Here is a 12,052-nt window from a genome sequence, read left to right on the forward strand (position 1 = left end):
GCTGCGTGATCTTGACGCCCAGCGAACGTTCGATTGGGATGATGTTGGGAGGCCTGCGGAATGTCGAAACCTAGCTACGTCGACTCAGTCGTCCTGGCCGTGATCGGCGTGGTGATCGGGTTCATGTTCGGCGCCTGGTTCGGAGCGCTGGTCGGCTGCTATTGCGGCTGGACGGCCGGGACGGCTTCGGCCAACGGTCGGCTCGTCATCCAGTTGGCTGGCCGCGATCGATGGCTGCGGTCCGAGGGCATGGCCGAAAGCGGCCGCGGTTACGGATCGGTGGCTGGGGCCCTGGCCGCCTTGGCCCTGGTCTCGACCTCGGTCGTGACGGCACCCCTGGGGCTTGCGACCCTCGTCGGCTACGCAGCCGGCGGCGCGCTCGTCGGCGTGCTCCTGTCCCGGAACTTCGGCCGCGCGATGTTCTCGATCGCGTTCATCGCCCTGCCGACGGCCGGCGCCGGGCTCGGTCTCTGGGTCGCCACCTCGCCGGCCGCCTCCCTGCCGTTGTGGTTGAGCATCGTGATCGGGCTGGCGGTCGGCTGCGTGGGAGCCGCGGCGGGCAAGTTCATCGCCGGCTTCCTCAGTGCCGCCGCCGGCTTCCGCGAACCGAGCCTGGTCAGGTACGAGCCGAGACCGTCCTACCTGGGCGACGTCGCCTACCGGACGGACTTCCTGAGCCCGGACGATGGCGATGGCCGCGACGCGTACCGGACGCCCTCCTCGCCAACGACTCCGGTGCCCCGGTCTGCGGCCCCGGTGCTACGCATGTCGGTGCTGCACCTGTCGACGGCGGAAGACCTGCCGCTGCAGTACGAATACGACGGCCTGGCCCGCTCCTTCCGGACCCTCGGCTTCGTCCGCGCGAGCGGCGCCATGATCACCGGGGTCGACCATCCCGGAGCGGACACCCCGGCGGAGCGGGACCGGTTCCTGCACAAGGTCCTCGCCGCACTGGGCGTGCCCGCCCAGCGCGCCCAGCGGATCGTCCGGACGGCCTCCCACCTCAGATAGGTCGACGGTCCAGGGGTCGAGTCGGTCCAGCCCACCTGGACCGACTCGACTCCGGTCAGTCCCCGCTGCCGCGCGGGTCGACCACGTCGGCCGCCCCGCCACCACCGCGGACGGTCTCGGCGGCGGCGGTCATCAGCTTGGGCTCCAGCGAGATGCCGGAGGCGTTGCCGATCCAGGTGGTCGATGACAGCTTGTGGCCGAGGTCGGTCAGGGCGGCGCCGGTCGCGGAGTCGGCCAGGCCCAGGTCGGCCTCCTCGGTGCCGTTGCGGGAGCTCAGCCGGGGGGCGGCGATGGCGTCGACCAGGGCCAGGTCGCGGCCCAGGTGGCCGGCGATGATCTGGGCGACCGAGGTGATGATCGTCGCGCCGCCCGGGGTGCCGGCGGTGAGCACCGGACGCTCGTCCTCGAACACGATGGTCGGGCTCATCGAGGAGCGCGGCCGCTTGCCCGGGCCGGGCAGGTTCGGGTCCGGGACGCCCGGCGTGACCGGCACGAAGTTGAAGTCGGTCAGCTCGTTGTTGAGCAGGAAGCCGTGCCCGGGGACGGTGATCCCGGAGCCGCCGGTCTGCTCGATGGTCAGCGTGTACGCGACCACGTTGCCCCAGCGGTCGACCGCGTTGAGATGGGTCGTCGAGCGGCCCTCGTACGGCTCGGCCTGGCCGTCGCCGGTGCCCGGCGGATCCTCGTAGTCGCCGTCCGGGAAGCCGAACGGGATCGGCCGCGGCTGCGCCTTCACGGGGTCGAACAGCTGTGACCGCTCGTGCGCGAATCCCTTGCTGAGCAGCTCTTTCACCGGTACGTCCGCGATGTCGCCGACGTAGCGGTTGCGATCGGCGAAGGCGGTCGCCGAGGCCTCGGAGAACTGGTGCAGATATTCCAGCTCGCTCAGGTCGGCCAAGGTGCGGCCGGAGATCTCGATGTAGGCGTCGAGCAGGTTGAGGATGGCGCCGACCGCGATCCCGCCCGAGCTGGGCACGCTCATCCCGTACACGTCGAAGTAGCGGAACTTGCTCCGGGTCGGCTGCTGCACCGGCGCCTGGTAGCGGCCCAGGTCCTTCAGGGTCAGCTCACCCGGCAGCACCTCGACGCCGGCCACCGTGGTCGGCTGGCGCGCCTCCTTGATCAACGCCCGGCCGATCTTGCCGCGGTAGAACTCGTTGATGCCGCGCCGCCGGAGCAGCCGGTAGGTGTCGGCCAGGTCGGGGTTGCGCATCGCGGCGCCGACCGCGGGCACCTCACCGCCGGGCAGGAACACCTTGGCGGTCTCCGGGAACTGGGCGAACCGCTCGGCGTTGGACGCGGTGTGGTCGTGGTAGTTCTGGTCGACCACGAAGCCCTTGCGGGCGATCAGCTCTGCGGGCAGCAGCAGGTCGGCCAGCCGCCGGGTGCCGAACTTCCGGGCCGCGACGGCCCAGGTGGCGAGCGTGCCGGGCACGCCGATCGACTGGCCGGAGTTGACCACCGCGTCGAAGTCGAGGGCGTTGCCGTCGCCGTCGGTGAACTGGTCCTCGGTGTAGCTCTGCGGCGCGGTCTCCCGGCCGTTGATCGTCCAGGTCTGGCGCTTCTTGGCCTGGTGATAGACGAAGAAGCCGCCGCCGCCGATGCCGGCGGAGAACGGCTCGGTGACGCCGAGGGTAGCCGCCATCGCGATCGCCGCGTCGACGGCGTTGCCGCCCCAGCGGAGCACCCGGATGCCGACCTCGCTCGCGTACGGGTCGACCGAGGCGACGGCGCCACCGCGGCCGATCGCCTCCGGCACCTTGATCGGCTCCGGGAATGGTCGGCCGCGATCGGCTCGCGCGCTCGGCACCCCCACCACGCCGGCGGCGGCCGTGCCGAGCGCGGCCGAGGCTCCGGCCGCGAGGAGGGTTCGTCGGGAAACTGGATCGGTCATCGCCGGTCTCCTTTGTTCGCAGGCACCCCATTCTTCGCAGACCGGGCGGCCGCTGCCAAGCGAGGGTCCACGCGTTGTCACCCTCGCTCCCTCAGAAATCCCGCTTCCGCGCCGACCGGAGCCGGCCGATGACCGAGATCAACAGGGCGATGATCAACAGCGCCAGGATGGCGACCGCGATCGGGCTGGAGACGAAGACGGCGTAGTCGCCGCCGGAGCTGAGCAGTGCGTCGCGCAGGCTGGTCTCCGCCAGCGGGCCGAGCACCATTCCGATCAACAGCGGCGCGACCGGGAACTCGTAGCGGCGCATCACGAAGCCGAGCAGCCCGATCCCCAGCAGCAGAAAGAGATCGAACACCGACGCCGACGTCGCGTAGACGCCGAGCGCGCAGAAGACGGCGATGCCGGCATAGAGGTACGGCCGCGGGATCAGCAACAGCTTGGCCCACACCTGGGCGAACGGCAGGTTCAGGATCAGCAGCACGATCATGGCCAGGAAGAAGCTGGCCAGCAGCCCCCAGACCAGCTCCGGCGCCCGCTCGAACAGCAGCGGGCCGGGCTGCAGACCGTACTGGCGGAAGGCGGCCAGCATGATCGCCGCGGTCGCCGAGACCGGCAGGCCGAGCGCCAGCAGGGCGCCCATCGCGGTGCCGGTGGTGGCGTTGCCGGCCGCCTCCGGCGCGGCCAGGCCGCGGATCGCGCCCTTGCCGAACTGGGGCTCCGGGCGTCGCCGGTCCAGGGCCCGTTCGGCCCCGTACGCGATGAAGGTCGGCACGTCGGCGCCGCCGACCGGGATCACGCCGAACGGCAGCCCGATGCCGGTGCCGCGGAGCCAGGCCGGCAGCGCCTCACGGAATTCGCGCAGCGACAGGAACGGCCGGCCGGACCGCCGGATCGTGTTCGACGCCGGATCGCGGCGGATCCGGGAAGCGATGTGGAACACCTCGCCCAACGCCAGCAGCGCCACGGTGACGGTGACCAGCGAGACGCCGTCGAACAGGTCGGGGACGCCGAAGCTGAGCCGCTCGGTGCCGGTCACCGAGTCGATCCCGATGGTGGCGATGCCGAGGCCGAGGACCAGCGAGGTCAGTCCCTTGATCACCGAGTCGGCGACCACCGACGAGGTGGCCAGGAACGCGAACAGGGCCAGCGCGAAATACTCCGCCGGGCCGAAGCTGGTGGAGATGTCGGCCAGCACGGGGGCGAGGAAGACGACGACGATGCAGGAGACCATGCCGCCGATGAAGGCGCCGATCGCCGCCGTCGCCAGGGCCTGCGGAGCGCGTCCGGCCCGGGCCATCTTGTGTCCCTCGTAGGTCGACGCGATCGCCGACGCCTGGCCCGGCGTGTTCATCAGGATCGCCATCGTCGAGTCGCCGAACAGCCCGCCGAAGTAGACGCCGGCGAACATGATGAAGGCCGCGGTCGGGTCGAGCGCGAACGTCATCGGCAGCAGCAGCGCGACCGCCATCGACGAGCCGAGGCCGGGCAGCACGCCGACCGCGGTGCCGAGCAGGCAGCCGACCACGACGAACAGCAGGTTCATCGGGGTGAAGGCGTGGCCGAAGCCTTCGAGCAGTAGCCCCAGGGCCTCCATCAGAAACCACCTCCGAGGATCCCGGACGGAAGATTGAGCCCCAGCGCGACGCCGAAGGCGAGGTAGACCAGACTGCTCACGGTCAGCGCCAGGGTCAGGTCGAACAGCGGCCGGCGGCTGCCCATGGCGCGGGCCACGCACCAGAACAGCAGCGCGGCGGCGATGATCCAGCCGGCGAACTCCAGCACCGCGGCGAACGCGGCGAAACCGCCGACGGCCCAGGCGATCGAGCGCCAGTCGGAGAAGGCTCGATAGGGCACCTTGGCCGCCTCCTCGGCCTCCCGGCGCTGCTCCTCCGGCACGTCGTCGTCCTCGGCGAAGGTGGCCGGCCGGGCCGGGGTCGGCGTCCGCAGCCAGCTCACCGCCAGCAACACCGCGACCACGTAGCCGGCGATCGCGATGATCATCGGGAACACCTCAGGCCCGGGCGGATCGGTGCCCTCGGGCACCTCCATCACCGCCACGCCGATGATCAAGTAGGTGGCGAACGCGGCCAGGATGCCCGCCATGATCAGCCCGGAACGTCCCTCGCCCCACGGCCGTACGCTCGCCGCGGTCACAGGCCCAGCTCCTTGATCAGGTCGGCGATCCGTTGTTGATCTTGGGTGATGAACTCGGCGAACTCGTCGTCGGTCAGATAGGAGTCGATCCACTTGTTGCGGCTCAGCGCGTCCTGCCACTCGGCCGAGTTCCGGGTCTCCTCGATGATCGCCTTGAGCTCGGCCAGCTCCTCGTCGGTGATGCCGGGCGGGGCCAGCACCCCGCGCCAGTTGACCAGATCGACCCCGTAGTCGAGCTCGGTCAGTGTGGGCAGGTCGACCCCCGGCAGGCGTTCCGGCGCCGAGATGGCCAGCGCCCGGACCCGGCCGGACTCGACCTGATCGGCGATCTCGTTGTAGCCGGTGACCGCGACGTCGGAGGTGCCGTTCAGCACGGTCTGCATCGCCTCGCCGCCGCCCGACTTGGGGATGAACGTCATCGCCGCCGGATCGACGCCGACCTCCAGCGCCAGCGCCGCGATGATCAGATGGTCGATCGAGCCGGCCGAGCCGCCGGTCCAGGTCACCGCCTTCGGATCCTGCTTCCAGGCCGCGACGATGTCGTCGATGCTCCGGTACGGGGAGTCGGCCGCGACCACCACGGCGTCGTAGTCCTCGGCCACCCGGGCGATCGGCCGGACGTCGCTCAGGTCGACCGGGGAGTCGTTGAGCTCGATCCCGCCGAGCATCGCCGTCCCGGTGGCCATCACGTTGGTCGCCTGCCCGGTCATGGTGCTGAACCGGCTCAGCCCGATCGTCCCGCCCGCGCCGGGGATGTTGACCACCTGGACGTTGTTGACCACCCCGCCGGACCGCATCGCCTGCTGCTGCTCCCGGGCGAAGGAGTCCCAGCCACCGCCGACGCCCGCCGGCGCGATGTAGGTGAGGTTGGACCGCAGGTCGGTGCCCGAGCTCGCCGCCCGGACCGAGAAGACGACGGCCGTCGTGGTGACGGTCACGAAGACGACCGCATAGATGATCATGCCGATCAGCTTCGACCTGGTGCGCGGTGGAGACATGGGACCTACTCAGCGTCGGGTGGGCTCGGCCCCGAGGCCCGGTCGCAGCATCCGCAGTGAACCCCGAGTTCCCGGCAGGCTACCGCGCGCCGCGCGACCGATACCAGCCGACGCGACCACTGCAGCGGTCGCGTCGGCCGACACGGGTCGCGCCGTCTCGACTAACCATATGGTAAGTTGACTGACCACAAGGTTAGGAGCTGCAGATGTCGAAACGTCGAGGCCGGGTCCTGGTGCCTGTGCTGGTGGTGATCGTGGTGCTGATCGGGGCGGTGACCTTCGTGCTGCGGGAGCCGTCACCGGTCGGGCACTTCCGCTCGGCCGAGGGGTACGACAGGTTTGCGGCCGCCTACGATCGGGCGATGGCCGAGCTGCCGGAGCCGGAGCGGACGCTGGAGCTGCGGACGAGCTACGGCGTGGTCCGGCTCTATCGCTGGTCCGGGGCCGAGACGGGGGTCCCGCCGGTGGTGCTGCTGCCCGGCACGTCCGCCTCGACGCCGATGTGGGCCGACAACCTGCCGTCCCTGCTCCGGGTGAGCGACGTCTACTCGGTGGACATGATCGGCGAGCCGGGCCGCAGCGTGCAGGAGCGGCCGATCGTCTCGGGGGAGGATCAGGCGCGCTGGCTGGACGAGGCGTTGGGCCAGTTGCCCGAGGAGAAGCTGCTGCTGTTCGGCTCCTCGCTGGGCGGCTGGAACGTGATGAACCACGTCGTGCACCGCACCGGGAAGGTGGCCGGCGCGGTCGTCCTCGACCCGGCGACGACCTTCAACGACCTGCCGCTGTCGGTGATCCTGCGGTCCATCCCGGTGGCGTTGCCGTTCGCGCCGAAGAGCTGGCGGGACGACTTCAACAGCTGGACGGCCAACGGGGCGCCGGTCGAGGACGTACCGGTCGCCGACCTGATCGAGGTCGGCATGCAGAGCTACGCCAAGCAGTTGCCGTCACCGACCCGGTTCCCGGCCGAGCAACTCGCCGCGATCGACGTGCCGATCCTGGTGATCATGGCCGGGCGCTCGGTCATGCACGACTCGGCCGCGGCCGCCGCCTTCGCCGAGCAGACCCTGCGGCGCGGCACGGTCAAGGTCTATCCCGAGGCCTCGCACGCGATCAACGGCGAATATCCGGACGAGATCGCCGCCGACGTCGCCGAGTTCGCGAATAGTCTGGCCTGATGCCATCACGGAAAGGCTCCGCTCGGGGGGCCGGACGGCAGGCGACCTTCACCGAACAGGCTCGCCGGGCGCAGCTGATCGAGGTGACGATCGAGCTGGTCGCGGCCCACGGTTACGCCCGCTGTTCGCTGCAACGGATCGCCGACGCCGCCGGCATCACCAAGGCCGCGGTGATCTATCACTACGCCAGCAAGGCCGCGGTGATCAAGGCCGCGTACGACTCCGTGATCACCGCGATGATCGAGCACGTCACCGAGCGGATCCTGGCAGCGGAGTCGGCCGAGGGCCGGGTCGAGGCCTACCTGACCGCCATGATCGACTACGTCGCCCGGCACCCGACGCACGCCCGGATGATCACCGAGGCGATCGTCGAGAGCGACGAGACCGGCGTCGCGGACCGCCCGGAATCGCCCGCCCGGCACCAGGAACTTGCCCAGTTGATCGCCGCGGCCAAGACCGAGGGCAGCTACCGCCCCGACCTCGACCCGACGTCCCTGGCGATCATCCTCGGCGGCGCCGTAGACGGCATCGCCAACTCCGCCCTGGCCGACCCCACCCTCGACCTCGCCCCCGCCACCACCCAACTCCTCGACCTCCTCCACCACGGCGCCCGCAACCCCGCCACCTGAACGCCGACTTGTCAGAACTGAGTAGCCCTATGGCACAACTCAGTTCTGACAACTCGGTGGAGATCAGGCGGTGATCAGGTGGTCGGCGGCAGGGCCGGTCGTCCGGTTGTCGTAGCGGTCGCGGGCGTCGAGCACTCGCTCGATGTGTTGCTCGGCCCAACGGCCCAGGGCACCGAGCGGTTCGTGCAGGGTCCGGCCGAGTTCGGTCAGTTCGTACTCGACGCGGGGTGGCATCTCGTTGTACGCCGAGCGGAGGACGATCCCGTCCCGCTCCAGGTCGCGCAGGGTGTCGGCCAGCACCTTGCCGCTGATCCCGTCGACGGCCTGCCGGATCGCGCCGAAGCGCAGCGGCCCGTCGCTGAGCGCGATGACGATCATCGCCGTCCACTTGTTCGCGATCCGGGCCAGCGAGGTGCGGGACGGACAGGTCGCCAGCATCACGTTCCAGTCGGGCGTGGCCATCGAAATCTCCTCGAGCTCGGGCCTTTAGTTACGTTGAGGTAACAGGTAACCGATTGTAATCATTGGATCTGACAAGGGAAATTCGACACCGGAAAGTGAGATCAGGATGTCAGATCAGACTCCGGCTGCGGTGGTCGCCGGCTACTTCGAGGCCCTCGGCCGTGGCGATGTCCCGGCGGCGCTCGCGAGGTTCAGCCCGGCGGTGCTCTGGCGCCAGCCGGGCGCCAACCGGTTCTCCGGTGATCATCGCGGCGCCGAGGAAGTGGCCGCGTTGCTGGGCGGCATGATGGAGGTCAGCGAAGGGACATTCCAGCTCGCGGTCACCGGTCCGGCGATGACCAACGGCGAGCTGGTCGCGGTGCCGGTGCGCTTCTCCGGCCGAACCGCGACCGCGGCGATGGACATGGCCGGAGTCGACCTGTTGACAGTTCGCGACGGTCGGATCGTCGAGGTGCACCTGTTCTCCGCCGACGGTCCCGCCGAGGACACCTTCTGGGGCTGAAGCCGACTTGTCAGAACTGAGTTGCCCTCTGGCACAACTCAGTTCTGACAACTCGGTGGGGGTCAGCCCTTGGTGGCGCCGGCGGTCATGCCGGCGACGATGTAGCGCTGGGTGAACAGGGCGATGATCATGATCGGTACGGTGATGATCACCGAGGCCGCCATCAGGCCGCCCCAGTCGATGCTGGCGTACGCGATGAAGTTGAAGATCGCCACCGGCAGGGTGCGGGTGTTCTCGCCGGACAGCACCAGGGCGAACATGAAGTTGTTCCAGGAGAAGATGAAGGCCAGGATGCTCGCTGTCGCGATGCCCGGCGTGGACAGCGGCAGGGTGATCCGGGCGAACGCGGCCAACGGGGTCAGCCCGTCGACCTGGGCCGACTCCTCCAGTTCCTCGGGGATCTGGTCGTAGTAGCCGATCATGATCCAGACGATCAGCGGCAACGCGACGAACATGTGCGACAGCACCAGCGCCGAGTAGTTGCCGACCAGCCGAAGGTTGGCGAAGACGTAGAACCACGGCACCAGCAGGCTGACACCGGGGATGATCCGGGCCAGCAGCACCACCCCGGCCGAGCCGCCCATCCGGAATCGGCTCATCGCATACGCGGCGGGCACGCCGAGCACCAGCGACAGCAACGTGGACAGGGCGCCGACGATCAGGCTGTTGCCGATGAACGGCAGGAAGTTCTGTTGCCCGAACACGGTGCCGTAGTTGGCCAGGGTCGGGGTGAAGACCAGGGTCCGGGTCGGGTCGGTGATGTCCAGACTGGTCTTGAAGGAGGCCAGCACCATCCAGATCAGCGGGACGGCGAAGCCGATCACGATCGCCGCCAACGCGATCACGCGGCCGACCCGGAGCCACTGTCGCCGAGTCCGGCCCGGCCGCTTCCGCCCGCGGTTCACGGTGCCGCCTTTCCCCGACGCAGGACGAGCACGGCGACCACCGCCACGATCATCAGGAAGAAGATGATCAATACGGCCGAGGACAACCCGTACTCGTTGTAGTCGAAGCTCAGCCCGTAGGCGTAGATGTTCAGGGTCTCCACCTCATGCGCCGAGCCACCGCCCTTGCCCTTGGTCGCGTACAGGATGTCGAAGGTCTTCAACGCATCGATGCTGCGCAGCAGTACGGCGGCGATCACGGTCGGCGCCAGCAGCGGCAGGGTGACGAACCAGAACCGCTGCCAGCTCGACGCTCCGTCCACCCGGGCCGCCTCGTCCGGCTCGCCCGGCAGGGCGGTCAGCCCGGCCATCAGGATCAGCGTGACCATCGGGGTCCACTGCCAGACGTCGATGAAGATCAGCGTCGGCAGTGCCTGGTCGGGATCGGAGATCCAGCCCTGGGCCGGGATCCGGACCAGCTCCAGCAGCTGGTTGGCCGCACCGATCGTCGGCTCGAAGATCAACAGCCACATCATCCCGACCGCGACCGGGGTCGCGACCAGCGGCAGCAGGATCGCCAACCGGACCAGCCCTTGACCACGGAACGGCCGCCACAGCAGCAGCGCGATGATCATCCCGAAGATCAACTCCAGCACGATCGCGCCCACCGTGAACACGGCGGTCCGGCCGACCGCAGGCCAGAACCGCTCCACATCGGTCAGGATCTCGACATAGTTGTCCAGCCCGACGAAGATCTTGTCCGCCCGGACCGAACCCGAGGCGTTGGTGACGCTCAGATAGACGGTCCAGGCCACCGGGAAGGCGATCATGGCGACGACGAAGATCATCGCCGGGCCGGCCAGCACCCACTTCCGGTGCCGGTTGAGATACGTCCCGACGGAACTCATCGGCGCTCCTTGGCCAGCAGTTCGTTGTATTCCTCGGCTGCCTTGGCCGCGGCCGCCGCGATGTCGCCGCCCTCCTGGCCGGTGACCAGCGGACCGCCGACGATGTCACGGGCCTGTGGCACCTTCATCAACCGCGGCCGATCATGGCCGACCGAGCCGGAGAAGCTGTCCTTGATCACCCGGACCAGCTCGGGCGGCAGGTTCGCGGTGCTGGACGGGTCGGCCCAGACGGAGTCCCGGGCACTCGGAGTCCCGGCTTGCTGCATCCGCAACGTGACCTCCGGCGAGGTCGCCCACTGGACGAAGCGCCAGGCGTTGTCCTGGTGGGTCGAGACGTCGTTGATCGCCAGCCCCCACGAGGTCACGTTGTACGGCTTCGAACCGGCGCTGCCGGCCGGGAAGCGGGCGAAGCCGACCTGATCGGCGACCCGCGACTTCTCCGGATCGGTCAGGTTGGCGAACAGGCTGTCCGCGTCGGTCAGGAATGCCGCGCGGCCTTGCTGGAACACCGCGAAGGCGTCCGGCCAGTTCATGTTCGAGGTGCCCGGCGGGCCCACCTCGCGGAGCAGCTCGGTATAGATCTCGTACGCCCGGATCGCCTCCGGCGTGTTCAGGGTCGACCTGGTGCCGTCGTCGAAGTCGCCGCCGCAGGAGAACAGGTAGCTGGAGAACTGGGTCACCGCGGGCGAGCGCTGGCCGCGGGCGACGAAGCCGAACGTGTCCGGCACCCGCTCCTTGACCTGCCGCGCCGCGGTGATCAGGTCGTCCAGCGTCTCCGGCGGTCCGTCGATCCCGGCCCGCCGCAGCAGGTCGGCGTTGTAATAGAGGATCTCCCGCTCGGTGATCAACGGCACCCCGTACACCCGGTCGCCGTCGCTGACCGCGCCCCGGGCCGACTCCATGAAGTCGTCCCAGCGATAGGCCGCGTCCCCGGTCCGGTCGGTCAGGTCGGCCAGCCACTTGTTGTGGATGAACTGGCGACCCTCCTGCAACGGCCGGAACATCATCACGTCGATGTCGTCCGTGCCGGCGTTGAGCTTCACGTTGTACTGGTCGGACAGCTGGTTCTCGCCCAGCGTCGAGACCGTCACGTCCAGCCCGGTCTCGGCCTCGAACTCCGGGATCAGCTTCTGGATCGCCGTGCTCCAGACGTGGTTGGCCAGCGTCACCTTGACCTCGTTGGCGCGGGCGGCCGGATCGCCGCAGCCGGCCAGCGCGGTCACCAGCAGCAGCGCGGCGAGCAGCGCGACCCCTCGGACGTCGGTTCGGCCCACAGTCCCCTCCGATCGGCATCGACCTCAAGAAAATTCCGCCGACTGTACGGAATTTATTTCAGGTTGCTTGCGTTCAGCACCCTAGCGACCCTTGAATCGTCGGGTACGCTCACGCCCGCGCCGAGTCCGGCGCTCACCCACGGCACGCAGGAGCGATC

Annotated in this window: 12 protein-coding genes; 4 read left to right on the forward strand and 8 right to left on the reverse strand. The window is 69.3% G+C overall.

The annotated features are described in order from the left end of the window. The first annotated feature begins 60 nt into the window (after positions 1-60). Positions 61-1,011, forward strand: a complete 951-nt coding sequence (locus FNH24_RS26430) for a hypothetical protein (protein WP_152365237.1) — start codon at positions 61-63, stop codon at positions 1,009-1,011. A 55-nt stretch (positions 1,012-1,066) separates the two neighbouring features. On the opposite strand, the gene ggt is transcribed toward FNH24_RS26430, so the two are convergent. The 4 genes from ggt to FNH24_RS26450 form a co-directional block, all read right to left on the reverse strand. Beyond that, positions 1,067-2,905: a gamma-glutamyltransferase gene (gene ggt / locus FNH24_RS26435; protein WP_152365238.1), complete on the reverse strand. Its 1,839-nt coding sequence runs from the start codon at positions 2,903-2,905 to the stop codon at positions 1,067-1,069. A gap of 91 nt (positions 2,906-2,996) precedes the next feature. Continuing rightward, positions 2,997-4,502, reverse strand: coding sequence for a tripartite tricarboxylate transporter permease (locus FNH24_RS26440; protein WP_152365239.1), 1,506 nt, complete (start codon positions 4,500-4,502; stop codon positions 2,997-2,999). Then, positions 4,502-5,062: a tripartite tricarboxylate transporter TctB family protein gene (locus FNH24_RS26445; protein ID WP_217428552.1), complete on the reverse strand. Its 561-nt coding sequence runs from the start codon at positions 5,060-5,062 to the stop codon at positions 4,502-4,504. Before FNH24_RS26445 ends, FNH24_RS26440 begins: the two co-directional genes overlap by 1 nt. Then, entirely contained in the window at positions 5,059-6,060 is a 1,002-nt protein-coding gene (locus tag FNH24_RS26450) for a Bug family tripartite tricarboxylate transporter substrate binding protein (protein WP_217428553.1), read from the reverse strand. The genes FNH24_RS26445 and FNH24_RS26450 overlap by 4 nt, the downstream gene beginning before the upstream one ends. Before the next feature lie 206 nt (positions 6,061-6,266). Between FNH24_RS26450 and FNH24_RS26455 the strand changes: the two genes are divergently transcribed. Both FNH24_RS26455 and FNH24_RS26460 read left to right on the forward strand, forming a co-directional pair. Beyond that, complete coding sequence (locus FNH24_RS26455; RefSeq protein ID WP_152365240.1) at positions 6,267-7,235, forward strand: alpha/beta fold hydrolase; 969 nt, start codon at positions 6,267-6,269, stop codon at positions 7,233-7,235. Next, positions 7,235-7,864 carry a TetR/AcrR family transcriptional regulator gene (locus FNH24_RS26460; RefSeq protein WP_152365241.1) on the forward strand — a complete coding sequence of 210 codons (630 nt, stop codon included), beginning with the start codon at positions 7,235-7,237 and terminating at the stop codon, positions 7,862-7,864. Before FNH24_RS26455 ends, FNH24_RS26460 begins: the two co-directional genes overlap by 1 nt. Before the next feature lie 63 nt (positions 7,865-7,927). Here FNH24_RS26460 and FNH24_RS26465 read toward each other — a convergent pair whose 3' ends face one another. After that, positions 7,928-8,326, reverse strand: a complete 399-nt coding sequence (locus FNH24_RS26465; RefSeq protein ID WP_152365242.1) for a winged helix-turn-helix transcriptional regulator — start codon at positions 8,324-8,326, stop codon at positions 7,928-7,930. 106 nt (positions 8,327-8,432) lie between these two features. Between FNH24_RS26465 and FNH24_RS26470 the strand changes: the two genes are divergently transcribed. Next, positions 8,433-8,828 carry a nuclear transport factor 2 family protein gene (locus FNH24_RS26470; protein WP_152365243.1) on the forward strand — a complete coding sequence of 132 codons (396 nt, stop codon included), beginning with the start codon at positions 8,433-8,435 and terminating at the stop codon, positions 8,826-8,828. A 62-nt stretch (positions 8,829-8,890) separates the two neighbouring features. On the opposite strand, the gene FNH24_RS26475 is transcribed toward FNH24_RS26470, so the two are convergent. From FNH24_RS26475 to FNH24_RS26485, 3 genes are read right to left on the reverse strand one after another with little or no spacing between them, the layout of a single operon-like run. Then, the gene (locus FNH24_RS26475; protein ID WP_217428554.1) at positions 8,891-9,733 is read right to left on the reverse strand and encodes a carbohydrate ABC transporter permease; all 843 of its coding nucleotides are present in this window, start codon (positions 9,731-9,733) and stop codon (positions 8,891-8,893) included. After that, complete coding sequence (locus tag FNH24_RS26480) at positions 9,730-10,620, reverse strand: carbohydrate ABC transporter permease (RefSeq protein ID WP_217428555.1); 891 nt, start codon at positions 10,618-10,620, stop codon at positions 9,730-9,732. The genes FNH24_RS26475 and FNH24_RS26480 overlap by 4 nt, the downstream gene beginning before the upstream one ends. Further along, positions 10,617-11,894 (reverse strand): ABC transporter substrate-binding protein, encoded by a 1,278-nt coding sequence (locus FNH24_RS26485; RefSeq protein ID WP_217428556.1) that lies wholly within the window; start codon positions 11,892-11,894, stop codon positions 10,617-10,619. Before FNH24_RS26485 ends, FNH24_RS26480 begins: the two co-directional genes overlap by 4 nt. Positions 11,895-12,052: the final 158 nt, after the last annotated feature.

The organism is Microlunatus speluncae (assembly GCF_009299835.1).
In the GTDB taxonomy this organism is placed as follows: Bacteria; Actinomycetota; Actinomycetes; order Propionibacteriales; family Propionibacteriaceae; genus Microlunatus; species Microlunatus speluncae.

Excerpts from the sequence above, each read along its gene's own strand:
- FNH24_RS26430 (WP_152365237.1), top strand. The coding sequence starts at position 61 with ATGTCGAAACCTAGCTACGTCGACTCAGTCGTCCTGGCCGTGATCGGC.
- ggt (WP_152365238.1), bottom strand. The coding sequence starts at position 2,905 with ATGACCGATCCAGTTTCCCGACGAACCCTCCTCGCGGCCGGAGCCTCG.
- FNH24_RS26440 (WP_152365239.1), bottom strand. The coding sequence starts at position 4,502 with ATGGAGGCCCTGGGGCTACTGCTCGAAGGCTTCGGCCACGCCTTCACC.
- FNH24_RS26450 (WP_217428553.1), bottom strand. The coding sequence starts at position 6,060 with ATGTCTCCACCGCGCACCAGGTCGAAGCTGATCGGCATGATCATCTAT.
- FNH24_RS26455 (WP_152365240.1), top strand. The coding sequence starts at position 6,267 with ATGTCGAAACGTCGAGGCCGGGTCCTGGTGCCTGTGCTGGTGGTGATC.
- FNH24_RS26460 (WP_152365241.1), top strand. The coding sequence starts at position 7,235 with ATGCCATCACGGAAAGGCTCCGCTCGGGGGGCCGGACGGCAGGCGACC.
- FNH24_RS26465 (WP_152365242.1), bottom strand. The coding sequence starts at position 8,326 with ATGGCCACGCCCGACTGGAACGTGATGCTGGCGACCTGTCCGTCCCGC.
- FNH24_RS26470 (WP_152365243.1), top strand. The coding sequence starts at position 8,433 with ATGTCAGATCAGACTCCGGCTGCGGTGGTCGCCGGCTACTTCGAGGCC.
- FNH24_RS26480 (WP_217428555.1), bottom strand. The coding sequence starts at position 10,620 with ATGAGTTCCGTCGGGACGTATCTCAACCGGCACCGGAAGTGGGTGCTG.